Below are 16656 nucleotides of genomic sequence, written 5' to 3' on the forward strand. Positions count from 1 at the left end.
GCGTCGTCGGCGGCCAGGGCGAAGCAGCTGGTCACGAAGTGCTGCCCGGCGCCCTCGCGGGTCAGCATGGCCGTGATCACGTCGTAGGCCGCGTCGTCATTCCACTCTGCGTACCCCTCGGGCGGCGGGAATCCGGACGACTGGCGGACCTGATGAACCAGACGTCGCAGCATTTCGAACGTCTCCGGCCCCAACTGGCCCGTATGTGACAGTTCTTCGTACGCTCCACCCGCCACCAGCTCACCACCCCCGACCCGCCTGGAACGGACGGTCCCAGGCTTCCTGCCTGCATACACCTGCCGTCTCAGGCCCGCCAGGCAACACGCCCGAAGGCGCGAACCGCGAGCCTGTTCGTCACGCGGACCGTCCCCGCGGATCGCCGTGGTGCGGACACCGCTCGTCGGCCGGAGGCGCAGACGGTCTGGTGCGTCCTGGCCCGGCAGCTGCCGGATACCCGTCGCCCCGGACGCGGGGTGCCGGGGCCGGTTGGCGGCGCCAGGGTCCTTCCCCCACCGGTGATCGGATCCCGGCGGGCCACGGTGGGTCTCCTCGCTCCCTCCCCTTCCTGGGACTGATCGATGCAGCGGATGTTCAGCGGGCCGAACCGGGCCGCGTGGCGGGCGAGTTCAACAGCCAAGGCGGCGCGCAGGACGCCCTGGTCCGCACGGGAAGGGGGTGCCCGACTTCCTTGTCACCACCGTATTCACCCTTTCAGGCGTATCCGGCGGGTGGGGAAGTTCTCGCGGCGCGGCGCACAGCAGCATGGGGGTACCGGGCTGCGGTGTGGGCCGGCTGGGCGCACGGCCAGGGACCGAAGATGCAGGAGTTGACGGGCGGACAGGTCTGCGGGGCCGTGCGGCGGCACGGCAGGGGGTGGGCATGAGTGCGGTGGAGGTCGCCGGCGGACTGCTGGAAGGCGAGGCCGTGCCGAAGGCGGGCCAGGGTGTCGTGGCTTTGTACCGCGAGCCGTACGGGCCGGTGTACTCGTGCACCGCGGACGGGCTTCAGGGCGTGGTGCTGGAGGAGTTCGGGCCGGTGAGCGAGCCGGTGCCCTATCGGGGCCGCAGGGGCATCATCACCTACTGGCCGGTGGCGACGCGGGAGCAGACCGTGGTGTGCGGCAGCCTGCGGCAGTGGCGGCTGGCGGTGGAGCTGGACTTCGAGCCGGCCTGGGCGGCGTTCAGTGCCGGCCCGGTGGAACTGCGGTGGCGGGCAGGAGGCCGCCTTCGCCGCTGGCGCCCCGATTTCCTGGCGCGCACGGCCGATGGTGTACGTGAGGTGCTGGTGCTGAAGCCGTCCGGCCAGGAGAGCCTGACCGCGGCGCGGCTTCAGGTGCTTGAGGAGGTAGCCCGGTCGGCAGGGTGGCGGGTGCGGCAGGTCCGCGAGCCGTCGGGGGTGCGCGCGCGCAATCTCGGGTGGCTGGCGGGCTACCGCTTCCCCGCAGGCGACGAGGAGGGCCAAGGACAGGCGCTGCTGGAGGCGTTCAGGCAGCCGACGGGTCTGCGGGCGGGGGTGGCGGCGAGCGGGCTGGACGAGCTGACGGGGCTGGACCTTGCCTACCGGATGCTCTGGCAGCGGCGGCTGCTGTTCGATACCGCGTATCCGCTGCTGCCCGATGCCATGGCCTGGACGGCCTGAACGACCGGGAGGAGCGCATGGCGGGAGCAGATGAGGGCCGGTCTGCGGGACCGCTGTCCATCGGGGCGCTGGTGCGCTGGCACCAGCGCGAGTGGGAGGTGGCGGAGTGGCAGGGGCCGCTGGTCACGCTGGTGCCGCAGGACGGCGCGGAGGCGCCCCGGGCGGTGTCCTTCCGGTGGCTGGTGGGCGCGGAGGATTTCGCTGTTCTCAGCGGGGGTGCGGCACCGGCCGCGGGCGGGGCGGCACTTGAGGGGCGAGGGCGGCTGGAGGGGCAGGAGGAGGAGGCCGAGCTGTGGCAGGCCCGCATGGTGGAGATCGATACCGGTCTGGCGCCGGGCCGAAGCGAGCATGCGCGGGGATTCGGGCCGGACACGACGCTGGCCCAGCGGTGCGCCGCGATGTCGGCGCGGCTGGCCGCCGACGGCATCCGCTGCTCCGCTCACACCCTCGCCGACAAGCGGCGCAAGTGGAAAGCGGCCGGGGAGAACCCGGTTGTGCTGCTGCCCGCAGGGCGGGAGAAACGGCCGGGTGGCTTCACCGATCCGCGGTGCCTGTTCGCCATGCAGGAGGTGGCGGCCCGGCGGGCCCACGCGTCGGATGTGACCATCGACGTGATCCGCGAGGAAGTCGAGGACCTGCTGCACTCGCGGTACGCCAAGGAACTCGGCTCGGCTGGCGTGGCGGCTCTGCTGCCCTCCCGTTCCACCTTCTACCTGCGGATGAAGGAGTCCGGCCTGGCCGATGCCCTGAGCAAGCCGACACGGTCCCGGGCCGCCCTGGCCTCCACCCCGCCGCTGCCCCATGGCGGGCGCGAGGTCGTGCTGCGGCCGGGACAGGTGACCCAGACCGACACCACGCCGCTGCGGATCCTGGCCCGCGGCGACGACGGCCGGCCCACCGCAACGGAGCTGACCTCGCTCATCGATGTGGCCAACCACACCGTGTGCGCGTTGATGATCACGCCCAGCCGCCCCCGGGACGCCGAGAGCGGGCAGGCGGGCCAGGCGACCCGGGCGATCGACCTGACCCTGATGCTGGCCCAGGCATTCGCGCCCTGGCCGGTGATGCCCGGCTGGGACCCGCTCAGTGCGGCCGCCGCCTCCAGTCTGCCGTTCGGGGCGCTGCGGGCCGCGGACGAGCGGTTCACCGAGGCCACCGCCGCCCGCCCGGTCATCCGCCCCGAGCTGATCATCTACGACCAGGGCAGCCCCTATGTGAGCGAGCACTTCACCGAGGTCTGCGACCGGCTGCGCATCGCCCGCCGCCCGGCGCGCAAGAAGACCCCGACCGACAAACCGCTCCCCGAACACTTCTTCGTCACCCTCGCGCACCGCTTCAGTCAGCACGTGACGCACGGCTGGCAGGGCCGCAGCCACAAGAAACGCGGCCGCGGCATCGACCGGATGCCGCTGTACACGATTGCCGAGCTCCAGCAGATGGCCCAGGAGTGGGTGGCGCTCGAGTACCAGCAGACCCCCGACGCGGGGCTGCGTGACCCGTTCCGTCCCCACGTCGTGCTGTCGCCCAACGAGATGTATGCGGTCCAGGTGGCCCGCAGCGGCTACCGGGCGGTGCCGCTCTCCCCTGCCGAGAACCGCTCCTTCCTGCTGCGGCAGTGGGTCCGCCCCGGCAAGGGCGGCTTCATGATCGATTATCGGATCTATCAGCCCATCGCGCAGGACGCCGGTCACTACCGCGAGATCCTTCTGCGCGGCGGCTCGAAACTGCCCGGCCGAGGCGACCAGTGGGAATGCCGCTTCAACCCGTACCACCCCGAGCGGGTGTGGCTGTACGACCACACCGCCGGCACCTGGGTGACCTGCGACTTCCGGCTGCGGCACCTGCTGCACGATCCGTGGACCGCAGACATGTGGCAGGAACACGCAGAGCGGCACCTGGCGGCCGGCGGCAGCAAGCAGGACGAGGAGGCGATCGCCCTGTCCCTGGCGCAGCGCGACCGGCGTCGTCGCAGTCGCAGGCCGCCGCCCAAGCGCACCGGGGCCGAACCGCCCTTCCAGGGGCTGGAGTTGGAGACGGAGCAGCCGTCCCAGGACCCGTACGCGGGTCTGGAGGAGTTCGACCTGTCGACCCTGCGGCCCTACCCGGCGCTGCCCATCTCCCCCATGGCACCCCCCTCAGCACCCGCCACGTCGTTGCTGCCCGCAGGCAGCAACGACGTGGGGCCGACTTCGGGCAGCGGGCTGGCTCCGCATCCGCTCGCAGCGCTCTTCCCCGACGACGGCGACGGCAGCGGGCCGCAGGCCCTCACGGCCGAAGCACCGGCATCTGTAGACGAGGTCGTCGACGCAGAGCTCCTCGACGACCCCAATCCGGACGATGACGAGGCCGAGAACGACGTATGGGATGTGTAGGCGACCTGGGGCAGGGGCCGTGAACGACGCAGCCGCATCCGGCCCGGGGCCGGTCCGGCGGTGTCGAGGCAGGAACCGTGATGAGGGAGAAGCGTGATGAAGGCATCCGTCGAACTGCGTGACAAGCGTGAAGCCCGCCTGCGCCAGCAGCTGAGGGACACCCCGATGCGGCCTCTGCCGCTGTTCCAGCTCACCGGCTGGACCCACTTCGTCGACGAGGAGGTGAACCCGCCCGTCCTGGCGGCAGGCACCAGTCCCACCGAGGACAGGAAGACGGACGAACAGGCCATCGCCTACCACCGGCACCTGCGGATGGTGCCCACCGGCGCGATGACGCACATGCAGAAGACGGTCGTCGAGGCGGTCCACCGCAACAGCGGGAGCCGTGAGGGCCTGATGGACCATGTCATCGACGGGCCCGCGGGCACTGGCAAGACCTGCCTGCTGCGGGCGATCGGACGCACCGCCCAGCAGGAGATCGAAGTCGCCACGAACGGCCGGCAGCCCAACACGATCCCGGTGGTGCACATCACCACCCCCGCGGACCCGGAGCCGAGGGTGAACTGGATCTGGGAGATCGGCTCCTACCTGGGTCTCAACCCCGAGCCGAAGAGCCTCACGGAAGTCCTGGAGATGCGCAGGCACCAGGATGTGACCCTGTCGGTCAACTACGTCCTGGAGACGGCGCAGACCCGTCTGCTGCTCGTCGACGACATCGACCGGTCCTCGCCACAGCAACTGGCCAACGTGCTGCCCTACTTCGACTACCTGCGCGACAAGCTGGGCATCTCGCTCATCTTCTGCGGCACCGGCGCCAGCCACCTCCTGCACCAGGCCCGCATCCTGGCCCAGGACCTGACCCGGGTCAGCGCGGAGAACCGGGTACGGCTCGAACAGGCGGGCCGCCCGGCGGATCCCGTCTCGCCCTCCCCCACCGCGCTGCTGCCCGTGACCTGGCTGCACCCCCTGCCCCTGGGCCCCAAGGCCGAGGAACAGGAGATGTTCCGGCGCGTACTGGCTAGCTTCGAGGCTGACTTGAGCCTGTACCGGCTCGAGGAAAACGCCCTCAGCAAGCACGCCGCCCAACTGCACCAGCTCACCGGCGGCTACTTCAAAGCCCTCACCTACGTCATCTCCACCGCCGCCGTCATCGCGATCCACAGCGGCAGCGAGAACATCACCGAGAAAGAGCTCAAAGCAGCGACAGCCCAGCTCGGCCCCTGGCAACCAGCCGCAGGCGAGCGGTGAAGCCGGCCGGCCTCCACCGCCGCCACCGTCATCGCGATCCGAAAGCGTTGCGGCTGCTTGCGGATCGCGCTGGAGGAGATCGACGCCGCAACGGAACCCGCTCGACCCTGAAACATGGCGGGCAGCGGGCCGTTCGCCTCGTGTCATGAACTACCCGGTGGATCCGGTTTCGCCGTCGCCCGCACGAGCGCCGTCTGCCGGCACGTTGGCGTAGTCGACCCCGGGAAAGAGCCTAATGCGGCTCTCATCGACGCGGACCCTGGCCGGCCGCGGAGCGTCGTCCGAGAGGCGGCACAGCACGTCCGCTTCACGGCGGCCGTCCCTGGTGGTGTGCCAGGATCGCAACTGGCCGAAGCGGCGTTTCCCGTCGGCGGTCTCTACGAACACGGGCGGGTCCGGTGCGCGTCCCGGTCCCTCGGTGACCTGGGCGAAGAAGCCTTCCTGGCGCAGCCGGGTGCACAGGTCCACCAGAGAGGATGCCTGGGTTCTTCCCAGTTCCATGCCGATCTCGAAGTGCTCTTGAAGACCGAGGGAGGACAGGTTCGCGCTGCCGAAGTAGCCGGTGGCGCGGTCGGCGACCACGAACTTGGCGTGCATGATGCCGGGGTTGGCCCCGGTCCACCAGTACAAGGACGTTCTTCCGTAGTCGGCGCAGTCTTTGACGAGGTCGGTCAGGGGTTGGGCCCGGCTGCTCGGGTCGTGGGCGTAGAAGTGGACGGCGACCTGGCGCTCGGCGACGGCGGGCAGCAGGACCTCGCGCAGTAGGTCGCAGCCATGGCGGTTCCAGAAGGGGCCGCCGATGTGGAGTTCGCTGTTGGCTCCGGCGATGACGTCCTGGACTAGCAGGTCCAGGCGTCGGACGGGGGGCGCTACGAGGTGGGCGGCGGCTCGGGGGGTGGTGAACACCAGGGGGCGCTCGGATGGTGGTGCTGCGGGCGGTGGGTCAAGGCCGTCCAGGACGTCCAGGAGCACCTGGAGTTGGGAGAGGCGGGCAGGGACGAGCCCTGCGTGCCGGCCTGAGCCCAGTAGGCCGCACTCGGCGGCGAGCTGGCGTACGGCGGTAGCGTGATCGTCTGCGACCCCGTGGACGCGGAGGGCGTCAAGGGTGTCGGCTCTGGCGATCTCCCGTGTCCATTCGGCGGCTGCCGCGTAGCTGCCCGCGAGGCGCTCCAGGAGCTGGGCGAGCGGGACCAGCGGTCGCAGTTCGTCGGTCATGTGTGGCTCGAGGCGGCGGTGTGGCGGAGGAACTCTGCGGCGAGGCCCCGGTCGAGGTCGTCGTTGAACAGCTGGCAGCCGAAGGTGAGGTAGACGCAGCGTTCGCAGCATCGTGGTGAGGACTGATGGCACAGCGGGTCGTTCTCGCAGCTGAGCACGGAGTCGGCGGTGCTCTCCAGCCAGCTGAGCACGCGGTTGCTGAGCAGGGTCCACAGTGATCCGAGGGTGAATTCACGGACGTTGTCGGCGTAGATGGCGACGGTGAGTGCCTTCGTGACGACCCATTCGGCGAGCGTGTTCTCGGCCAGTCCTACTTGGCCGTCGTCCAGGGAGCGAAGCAGGAGGTGGCCGAGGGTGTGGATGACCGTGTGCACGGTTGCTGCCGCGCGGGCGGCTTCCGGGTCGTCCTGGTCCGTGAACAGTTCCAGCAGCCGCCGGCGGGCCGCCGATTCGTCTTCGGCCACCCCGGCGGTGAGTCCTTTGGCGTCCAGGAAAGACAGGACGGAACGTGCGGAGAAGGTGACCAGGAGGGCTTCGGTGTCTGATGCTGCGACGTAGACCGGGTACTTTCCGTCGTGGTGGTACTTGTTGTGGAAGCCGGTCAGGACGCCCCGTTCGGGCTCGTGCTCTTCTCTGGTGTAGCCGAAGGCGACTCGGGCTACGGGGAACTCCCAGGTGACGGCGATCTCCGCGATCCCCAGGGTGCGGGCCTGCTCGCGGGCGCGTTCCGTGGTCTGCTGGGCCAGCCGGTCCTGGAGCTCGGCGAAGCGTGCACACTGGTCGTCGAGGGTAATGCGCTGGATCTGGGCGGGGTCGAAGACGGCTGCGCGTTCCACGAAGGGGCGGTCTGCACCGAGCAGTTCCCACCGCGCGTTGTCGGCGTCCGTACTGGGCAGAGCAGCCAGGCCGCTCTCCTCCGGGCCCATCATTCTGCGGATCTGCTCGATTGCCTCCTCCCCCATGTTGATCTGGCGCAGTTGTTGTTCTTTTTGCTGCCATTCCTGCGGGGACAGGCGTGGCACCGTGACGGTCTGGGCGGCGTCGCCGAGGCCCTGGGCCGTGGAGTCGATCAGGTTGAGGTAGTGGGCGGCCGCGATCCGGCCGCGCTGGGGGTGGCGTTGGTACTGCCGGAACTCGGAGTTGTCGATGTTGACGAGTTGGAGGGCGTGGACCTGGTAGGCGCGGGTGTCGTTGAACGTCCTTGCCCGCATCATGGCTCGGCCGGCGGCGTCCTTCCATTCGCAGCCGCAGGGGGACTGCGAGGTGCCCTGGAGCTTCGCGCCGCCGCAGCCTGGGCCGACGCAGCGCCAGAGGGCGGTGACGAAGCTTCCCGTGTTCTCAAACACGATGTGGTCGTAGCCGTGCGCGGGAACACGGCACTTGGGCACGTACATGGGGCGGATGCGTCCGCAGTTGTGCGCGTTGAAGTACGGGAGTTGCCGCAGCGGTGCGCTGCAGGTGCGGCACCGGGGGTCGGCCGCGAGTTGCTGGGCCTTCGCGTAGGTGCGCACGCGGCGGCAGGAGCGGCGGACGCATTCGAGGACGAGCGGGAACACCTCGAAGCGGACGAGGTCGGGACTGACCAGGACGAAATTCTGCCGCAGTCGGCCCTGCGGCACGGGCAGGGCGGCTCTGGCGTCTTCGCTCCAGCGCTCCAGGTAGCGGGAGATTTCGTCATAGATGACGTCTTCGTTGAGTTTTTTGACCACGTCCCCGTCGACTGCCTGGACCCTGCCTCGCAGCCGCTGTTCGTGGCGGAAGACCGCACCGGGCAGGAAGGCGGTCATGGCCTGGCTACGGCTGCGGTTCATCCTCGCCCCCCTTGCTGTCGGCAGTGTTGGTGGCGAGCGCATTGAAGGCGTCCTGGCTGCTGGTCAGTGACTGGAACGCTGTGCTCTTGTCGATGTCGCGGAAGCTGGTGAGCGGCTGTTGGAGGAACAGGTAGGCGGTGCGCTTTTCCTCTGCGCCCTTGTTGAGGTTGGGGCGTTCCTCCTGCCGCCAGGTGTCCATGATCCGCGCAACGAGGTCGTTCTCCAGGCCGCGCCCGTTGACGCCCTCCACACGCTCGCGGTAGCAGGCTGGGATGCGTCGTTCCAGCCAGGGGTCGAGAAGTGGTCGTTGGGCGCTCCACCAGCGCTTGAAGTCTTTGGAGTAGTCGGCTCCTTCCGGTGGTGGCTTCAGCGCGGGGTCACGGGCGGCGTCGTGAAGCAGCGCCAGCACGATGCCAGGCAGGGTGCGTCGCGCTGCGAAGTAGGCGTACTTGTTGACGGGCACGGGGGTGACCATGCGGTCGAGCAGGCGGTGGTAGCTCAGGAAGTTGGAGAACATGGAGCGTTCGCGGCGCGAGACGGGGTCGTAGACGGTGACGACGAGGCCTGCGTGGGTTCGCCCGGCCCGGGCGGTGACCTGGATGTAGTCGGCGGCGGTCGGCGGCATGCCGGCCAGGACCAGGAGGTTGAGGCGCTCGAGGTCCACCCCGTGGCTGAGCACGCTGGTGCCGACCAGGGCACGCAGCCGCTCTCCTCGCGGGGTGTCCAAGTGCTCGCGTTGGACCCGGGCGATGGCCGCGGCCAGGTCGGGGACCGGGACTTCGCCGGTGAGCACCGCATGCTCGACGCGGTCGAGTCCGGCGTGCTGCAGGTCGTCGGAGAGCTGGCCGAGCTCCTCGTCGAGCTGGGTGCCGTGCTGCTTGCTGTTCACATAGGCCAAGGAGACCTCGTAGGGGAAGAGGAGCCGTGGGAGGTCCGAGTCGGGCAGCCCGTGCAGGGCGAGGCGCTCGCGCAGGGCCTTGGGCTCCTCCTGGAGCCGGGCGATCTCGGTGAGGAGCTCGCCCTGCACGATCGCGGCGACGTCGGCTTTGCGGCGCTTGTGCGGGAGCACTCCGATGTGAACGCGCCGGAAGTCGGGCCGGGTCGTGGTGTAGAAGCTCTCGCCGAGTGTCCATCCCGGTGCGGGGAAGGCGCGGGGACGGCGGCCGTAGAGCTGGCGGAGCTGGTCCTGGTACTGCTCGATGGTGGCGGAGGCGCCCAGTACCTTGCTGGGCAGGCCGCTGCCTGCTCCTGACTGGAGTTCGGCGATCATGCCTTCGTAGTGCGCGTTGAACGCGCCGAGCTCCTCCTTGAGGAGGTGCATCTCGTCCTGCACCGTCAGTGCCGGTACCGGGTCCTTGATCGGGCGGGCCGCCGGGTAGCCGCCCTTCGGCGCGGTGCAGTGGTCCGGCCCGGCCGAGCAGACTCCGAAACGCGGGAAGGAGAAGTAGCCGTGCTCGGCGCAGCGGTGCTTCGGTCCGTGCTGGAACGCGGTGAACTCGGGGAACCAGCTGTGCCCGGTGAGCTTGTCGACGGTGGAGATGACGATCGCCGGCAGGGTGCGGTAGACCTCGACGTCGCTCACGTGCAGAGGCAGGATCCGCTGGCAGGCGGCGCACTCGTGATGCAGGCGGACCGCATCGATGTCCAGGCGCAGCCGTACGCTGTCGCGCTCGCAGTAGGGGCAGGTGATCACGAGCCGGTCGCGCAGGTGGTCTTCGGCGAAGGTCCCCGCCCGGGTGGCGGCGGCCTCGGTCTCCCAACCGCGCCACCAACCCCCATCCCAGTGGAGATCGTTGGGGCTGCCCGTGCCGCCGGCGAGGTAGCCGAGCGCGAACGGGTCGTCGTGGGGGGATCCGATCCGGCGTTCGACGCGGAGCTCCTCGGCGGCGATCAGCATGCGCAGGGTGCGGTCGAGTTGCTGCACGCTGAGCATGCGCAGCGGGAAGCGCAGCCAGGCGGTGACCCCTGCGTGCTTGCCTCGCAGCCGGTCGTAGAACAGGGCGGTGAGGATCAGTCCCAGGTACGCCTCGGTCTTCCCCCCGCCCGCGGGGAACCACAGCACGTCGGTGTGGTCGAGTTCAGCGCGCAGGTCCGTCCGCTGCGGGTGCTCGCGCACGGCGAGGGCCGGCAGGTGGGAGACGATGTAGACCAGTTGGAAGAGCCGCCAACTGTCGTACGGGCGGCCGTCGTTGACGCGGGCGAAGACCTCGTTGGCGAGCCGGAAGGCATGCTTGAGGTCCGGGTCCAGGTCCAGGCACTCGCGGCCGAGGCCGAACCGCCTGGCCTCGTCGTCGAACTGGGCGCGGTCGGTTCGATGGCCTTGTGGTGCGGCAGCTGCTGGGCGGCACGGCAGGCGGCGGCGAACTCCCGGGCGTAGCGGGCCATCGCGACCTCGACGGAGTCCAGGATCGGGGTCGGATCGTCGGCCAGCTCACGCCACCGCGGGTGTCGCACCCCGGCTTGGCGGGGTACGACGGTGCGTTGGACATGGATGGGCAGGGTCTCGGTCCGCAGACCGCTGCCGTGGGGAACGGCTGCGCAGCCGGTGCCGCGACCGATCACCTCCGCCAGCTCCTCCAGGCGGTAATCGCGGGGGGCGAGGTGGAAGCGCTGGGGCACGATGCTGATGCCGTCTCCGGGGAAGACCGCGAAGCGGCAGTCGTACACGGAGAGGTCCTGCCAGTCGCTCTGCGCCGTGTCGCTTTGGTTGTGCAGGGAGACGCGTATGAGGTGGTCGCCGCCGTCCAGGGCCTGGGCGTGCGCGGACAGCACCAGTTGAGGTGCGCAGGGGGCAGTGTCGCGGTCCAGCAGTGCCGCGACGTGGCGGTGGAATGCCTCCTCGTCGGCCATGGCCTCCGCGGGGAGCACATTGCGCCGGCGCCGCCCCTGGCGGCTCTGCGGCCCCGCGGTGAGCGGGCGACGGGCCTCGGGGCGGGCGAAGTGCGCGTCCACCGCTCGGCGGACCGCACGGTCCAGCACCTGCTGGGCCTCGCTGAGCGCGTGCGGATCGAGGTCGCCTTCCCCGAGCGGCACTTCGATGACCAGGTCGGGCACGTGGACGTCATGGCGGCGCCAGACGCCCAGCAGCTCTCCCGGCCGGGCCTGTGCGCCGGAGGGGTCTTCGTCGCCGCGCAGGTACTCCATGTGCTCGGCGTAGCTGGCGATGTCCTCCAGGTACAGGGCGAATCGGCAGTGGACGGCGAGTTGTGCGGTCCCGCGGCCGGGGGCGATGCCCACCCGGAAGTCGAGTGCCAGGACCGGGGGCGCCTGTGTGCCGCGCAGGGATTCGACGGGCCGGCGGCCCGGGTCAGCCGTCGCCTCGTCTGGTGCCGGGGGCTGTTGCGGCGGGACCGCGACGGCGGGCAGCACGCCGACGACGACGTGGTCGCGTGGTGTCCACGGGGGCTTGTGCGGCGCTCCGCTACGGTCGGCGAGCCTGTCGGCGAGGACCTGCGTCAGGTGGTCGATCAGCACCGTCTCCCGCTGGTTGTCCGCAGCGCTGTCGGGGTGCGGCGCCAGCGGGTTGTTGCGGGCATCGTTCACGGCGCCTCCTGTGGTGAGCTGCTTGCGCTGCGGGGGCCTGGCACGCGGCCCAGGGCGGTTGTGGACACGCTCTTCTGGCCGCCGACGCTGCGGACGACGACCAGGTCGAACTCCTCGAGGACCTCCGAGACGTCGATCCCGGAGCACAGTGTCTTCAGCTGGCGCAGCGCGGGGCCTTCCGTGCCCCGTGCGGCCTCGGTCATCGCCGCCGCCGCGGTGTGGCCCAGCGCCCGGTGTAAGCGGCGTAGTTCCTCCGCCATGCGGGCCAGGCGCTGCCAGGTGCCTCCTGCGGTCAGGCGGGTGTCCCGGGCCAGCAGGGCAACCCGGTGGATGTCTTGCGGGTCCTCCGGGGCAATGACGCTGCCGTCGGCCCATTTGCTCACCGCCTGCCATGACGAGACCTCGCTCCCGAGGTTCTTCAGGGCGGTGAGCACGTTTGGCCACGACCCTCGTTGCTCGTGCACGGTGGTGATGGCCTGGCGGAAGAAGCCGATCATCGTGTCCATGGCGGTCACTTCGGCGCTGTCGTGCATCACCATGACGAGCCGGTCGTGGAGTCTGGACTGCCCGTCGCCGCGTGCGCGCAGGAGCCGGCTGCCGGGGGTGAGTGCGGTCACGGGCACCCTGGCGTAGCGCTGGCCGATGAGGACGTCGACCTGCTCGTCGCTGCGCAGCCAGAGCACTGTCCCTTCGGGTTCGGTGAGCACGGCCGTGGCCGGCACCGGGTCGTCCGCGGCCGCCACCGCTGTGGCGCTGCGGCCGGGGTCCGCCGAGGTGCCGATGGCCCTGGCCGGGGCGTCGTAGTCCTCGAAGAGCGCTGAGAGGTCGAGGGCGAGCCGACTGTCGTGCTGGGGCGGCTCTTCTGGTGCGGTGGACGGTCTGGAGAGGTCGACGGGGCCGTACGCGACGGGCAGCGGGGGCGTCACCCGCTCTGGTACCTCGCCCAGCCTCAGCACCGCGGCGGTCTGGCGTATCTGCTCGTGCCAGCCGTGCAGCGCCCGGTCGGCTGAACGTTCCAGCCAGGTGTACTCGCTTTGCTCTACAACGACGAGGTGTTCATCGGCAGCACCGGAGAACAGCACGCCGGTGCGTGAGGCCGCGGGGACACCGAGGTGGAGCTCGAGCCTCGGCGAGGCGTCCCAGGGCAGGCGTTCTGTATAGGGCATCACATGCAGCGTTCCGGCTCCCCTGCTGGCGGCGGGCCCGGGCCGGGGAGCGAGCAGCAGGGAGTCGGCGTCACCGCCGAGCGTGTCGGCCAGCTCCTCGGCGACAGCGGCGGCGGCAGAGCGGGAGCGGGTGCGGACGAGAACGGGGACGTCTGCCCGGTCGGCCCGTGCCCAGGCGATCAGCGCAAGCAGCAGGTCCCGGCGGGGGTTGTCGTCGTAGAGCAGTTCATACAGGTCCAGCACGCTGCGCCGGAGGTCGGGCCATTGGGTTTCGCGGAACAGCCCCCACGGCCCGGCCCGGCCCTCCAATGTCCCGCGGGACACCGACCGGGCCAGCGCCCGTGCGCCGCTGCCGCGCCCCATCAGCACCTGCCAGGCGTCTTGCTTTCCGATCGAACCCCAGCTGCACCACAGCAGGTTGAGCAGGCGCACGGCGTCGGCGACCGGCTGCGGCCAGGGCTCCGACGTGTGGATACGCCGTGCTGCAACCACACCCGCCACGACGGTCCGGTACAGCTCGGCGAGCTGCTCGTGGCGGTATACCGCCACGCTTGGTGCGGCTGCCGGGCGATGGGCGAGGAGGGCGTTGCTGGTCAGGGGGCCGTATGCGGAGCGGTGTCCGAGGGTGTGCCGCACGTCGGTGCGCAGCGCGGGAGTCCACGGCCATTGGGTCCAGGCCCTGCTGCTGCCCGGCTGGGTGCCCAGGTCGGCGACGCCTACGACGCGAGCGGCGTCGTGCTCGCTCGCCCAGGCCAACGCGCGCTCCCAGGACTGGTCGTTGGCCATGCTGGTGCGGTCGATGACGACGGTGCCGACGCTGCTCCCCAGTGAGGGCCTGCCGAGCGCGGTGTTGAGGTAGAACAGTCCCGAGGGCGAATCGACAGCCCTGGTGATCCTTCCTTGGAGGTCAACAACCCGCCCGTCACCGCGGATTCTCTGCATGCGCAGGGCTCGCGAGAGGTTCTGTCGGCCAATCGCGAGCTGTGCCAGCCGTACGGTGACGTTGGTGCGCAATCCGACGACAACCACCGGTCCGTCAGGGACCGGACAGGGCGATCCGCCGGTCAGCTCTGCGCCGCGCCGTATGAGCTGGAGGTAGATCCCGATCAGCACGGCCAGGTCGTGCCGCCCGCGCGGGAGTCCCAGGTACACGCTGTGTTGGTCGCTCGATAAGGCGCGGGACAGCAGGGTCAGGGTGGCGCGGTCCAGTGGACCGAGATCGACGGTGCGGCCGCGGTCCGTCATGCGAAGGGCCTGCACGCGCTCGAAGAAGTCGGCCGGGTCTGCGTCGGGAGGGACGAGACAGTCCAGATATGTCACGCGTGCCATCACCCACCTGGTATCCCCCCACTACCTGCCGTTACAGTAACGCACGTTGACAGGCCGTCACCTGCTCCTGCCCAATCCGAGGGCGGTGGATCCGGGTTCGGACCACCGGGGGCGTACACATGAACGAGAAGCCAGGGGCGGGCCTTCCCCCGGTGTCACTTCTCGAGGCCGGGCCGGCGCCAGTGGAGTGGAGCCGGATCGCCGAGCACGAGTCGTGGCGCAAGGAGGTGCACCGGCCCGCGACCTACGTGCACAAGTGGTGGGCGAGGCGCCTGGGCAGCGTCGCACGCCACTTACTGTTGGCTGCGGTGTCCGGGCCGGACGACTCTGTTGCGGACGCCGCGGCCAGGCTGCGGGGGCTCGTCGTCTATGATCCATTCGCCGGATCGGGCACCACCCTCGTCGAGGCGGCCAAACTCGGGGCCGCCGTTGTCGGTCGCGACATCAACCCCGTCGCGACGCTCACCCAGCGGCAGGCGCTGCAACCATGGGATCTAGAGGTGCTCGCGGACCTCTTCGGGCAGGTCGTCAGGAAGTGCGCCCGTCCCGTCCAGGAATTGCACCGCACCGCCTCCAACGAACCGGTCCTGCACTACTTCTGGGTCGCCCTCGCGTACTGCCCGGAGTGCGGCGAGGACGTGGAGCTCTTCACCACCCGAGTGTTCGCCCGCCATGCATACCCGCGCCGATTCCCGCGCGCCCAGGCTGTATGCCCGGGCTGCCGGGGCGTCTGCGTCACCGACCTGAGCAAGGACGAGAGGGGGCACTGTCCCGCCTGCGGCATGGCCTTCTCGTTCCAAGGGGCCGCCCGTGGACGATTCATGACGTGCCGTCACGGTCACCGCACCCCTGTCATTGCCGCGCTGAACGGCGCCGTCCCGGAGCGGCGCATGTACGCGAAGCTGGTGCTGCGCGCCGACGGCCAGCGTGAGTACCGGGCGATCGACGACTTCGACCTCTGCCTGTACGACAAGGCAGCGAAGTCCCTCGCCGACACATCCCCCGATGAGCTCGTACGCCCGCTCGGCGCGCTGGAGGAAGGCGTCAGCACCATCCAGGCGCTGCGCTGGGGGTACGACTCCTGGGAGCGGTTCTTCAACGAGCGCCAGCGCTACAGCCTGGGACTGATCGGCGCGGCGCTGCGCGATCTCCCCGGGGCGTCCGCGGAACGCGAGGCGCTCATCGCATCGTTCGGCAGAACCGTCGAACACCACAACCTGTTCTGCTCTTACAAGGGGGAGGGCACCGGCCCGGTCCGCTCGGTCTTCCACAACCACGTACTGCGACCGGAGCGGTGCAGCGTCGAAGGAGACCCCTGGGGCGCCCAGGGGGGATCGGCCGGGTTCTCCGGGGTGCTCACCCGGCTGCACAAAGCAGCCCAGTACAAGGGCACCCCGTTGGACTTCAGGGCCGAGGCCGGCCGGATCCTCGCCGTCGACCAGTCCTCGCTGCCCGTCGCCCGCCCCCTGAGCACGACGTGGCAGCAGTTCGTGCGGAATCCCGCAACGGCCTACACCACCACCGGCGACGCCTCACAGACGGATCTCCCCGACAACAGCGTGGACCTCATCGTCACCGACCCCCCCTACGTCGACAACGTCCACTACTCGGAACTGGCCGACTTCTTCCACGCGTGGCTCAGCGCCATGCGCCCCTACCAGGGCTACCCGGACATGCCCAGCACCCGGGCCGTCCAGGAAGTACAGAACGCCGCCCCTGATGGATTCCAAGCCACCGCAGCCCGTGTCTGGCGCGAGTGCCGGCGCGTCCTCAAGCCCGGCGGCTGCCTCCTGTTCAGCTTCCACCAGTCGCAGACCACGGGCTGGTGCGCTCTTATGCGGTCGCTGTCCGACGCTGGCTTCACCGTTACCACGACCCGCGCCGTGATCGCCGAAGTGGCGACCAGTCTCTCCAAGACCGCAGCGGCGGAGCCCAACCGCATCGACGTCATCGTGCTGTGCCGGGACGCCGCGGGCACGTCTGCCGGGGCAGCCCCCGACCTCGACCAGGCCGCCGCGCAGGCGCTGTCGGAAATCCAGGGTCTTAGGGGAGCTGGGCTGCGGGTGGGTCCCGGCGATGTCCGCACCGCCGTACGCGCCGCGGTCTTGGCGACAGGAACACGCCAGGTGGCCGCCGACTGGGAGACCCTGCAAGCAGAGGCAGACCAGCGAGCCACGGCGGCGGTAGCGGAGTTCAGCACCACCTGACTCCCCCGGTGCCGGTGCCTGCCACATCCCGGCCTGGCCCAAGCCAGCCAGGAGGACCGGGGACGGCCCCAGCACGCGGACCGCCCGCCGGCGACTGCCCTCGCACTGCTGCCAGTCGCCTGCCCAG

General features: G+C 70.2%; 9 protein-coding genes. 4 read left to right on the forward strand and 5 right to left on the reverse strand.

The window, feature by feature from the left end; translation table 11 throughout:
- Window positions 1–879 precede the first annotated feature (879 nt).
- The 3 genes from FEF34_RS00095 (at window position 880) to FEF34_RS00105 (ending at window position 5258) form a co-directional block, all read left to right on the forward strand.
- Entirely contained in the window at window positions 880–1638 is a 759-nt protein-coding gene (locus tag FEF34_RS00095) for a TnsA-like heteromeric transposase endonuclease subunit (RefSeq protein ID WP_138051309.1), read from the forward strand.
- Window positions 1639–1655: 17 nt separating this feature from the next.
- The gene (locus FEF34_RS00100) at window positions 1656–4010 is read left to right on the forward strand and encodes a DDE-type integrase/transposase/recombinase (protein WP_138051310.1); all 2355 of its coding nucleotides are present in this window, start codon (window positions 1656–1658) and stop codon (window positions 4008–4010) included.
- A 96-nt stretch (window positions 4011–4106) separates the two neighbouring features.
- On the forward strand, window positions 4107–5258 hold the full coding sequence (locus FEF34_RS00105) for an ATP-binding protein (RefSeq protein ID WP_171052750.1): 1152 nt from the start codon (window positions 4107–4109) through the stop codon (window positions 5256–5258).
- Window positions 5259–5408: 150 nt separating this feature from the next.
- Here the strand turns inward: FEF34_RS00105 and FEF34_RS00110 are convergent, their stop codons facing one another.
- From FEF34_RS00110 to FEF34_RS00130, 5 genes are read right to left on the reverse strand one after another with little or no spacing between them, the layout of a single operon-like run.
- The gene (locus FEF34_RS00110; protein ID WP_093600474.1) at window positions 5409–6473 is read right to left on the reverse strand and encodes a phospholipase D-like domain-containing protein; all 1065 of its coding nucleotides are present in this window, start codon (window positions 6471–6473) and stop codon (window positions 5409–5411) included.
- A complete protein-coding gene (locus FEF34_RS00115; protein WP_138051312.1) occupies window positions 6470–8284 on the reverse strand; it encodes a hypothetical protein in 1815 nt (604 codons plus the stop codon). The genes FEF34_RS00110 and FEF34_RS00115 overlap by 4 nt, the downstream gene beginning before the upstream one ends.
- Window positions 8268–10400, reverse strand: coding sequence for a helicase-related protein (locus tag FEF34_RS00120; RefSeq protein ID WP_138051313.1), 2133 nt, complete (start codon window positions 10398–10400; stop codon window positions 8268–8270). Before FEF34_RS00120 ends, FEF34_RS00115 begins: the two co-directional genes overlap by 17 nt.
- On the reverse strand, window positions 10295–11827 hold the full coding sequence (locus FEF34_RS00125; RefSeq protein ID WP_138051314.1) for a hypothetical protein: 1533 nt from the start codon (window positions 11825–11827) through the stop codon (window positions 10295–10297). Before FEF34_RS00125 ends, FEF34_RS00120 begins: the two co-directional genes overlap by 106 nt.
- Window positions 11824–14322, reverse strand: coding sequence for a DISARM anti-phage system protein DrmE domain-containing protein (locus tag FEF34_RS00130; protein ID WP_138051315.1), 2499 nt, complete (start codon window positions 14320–14322; stop codon window positions 11824–11826). Before FEF34_RS00130 ends, FEF34_RS00125 begins: the two co-directional genes overlap by 4 nt.
- Before the next feature lie 119 nt (window positions 14323–14441).
- Here FEF34_RS00130 and FEF34_RS00135 point away from each other — a divergent pair, with 119 nt between their 5' ends.
- Window positions 14442–16529 carry a DNA methyltransferase gene (locus FEF34_RS00135; protein WP_138051316.1) on the forward strand — a complete coding sequence of 696 codons (2088 nt, stop codon included), beginning with the start codon at window positions 14442–14444 and terminating at the stop codon, window positions 16527–16529.
- Window positions 16530–16656 lie beyond the last annotated feature (127 nt).

Source organism: Streptomyces marianii, from assembly GCF_005795905.1.
Taxonomy (GTDB): domain Bacteria; phylum Actinomycetota; class Actinomycetes; order Streptomycetales; family Streptomycetaceae; genus Streptomyces; species Streptomyces marianii.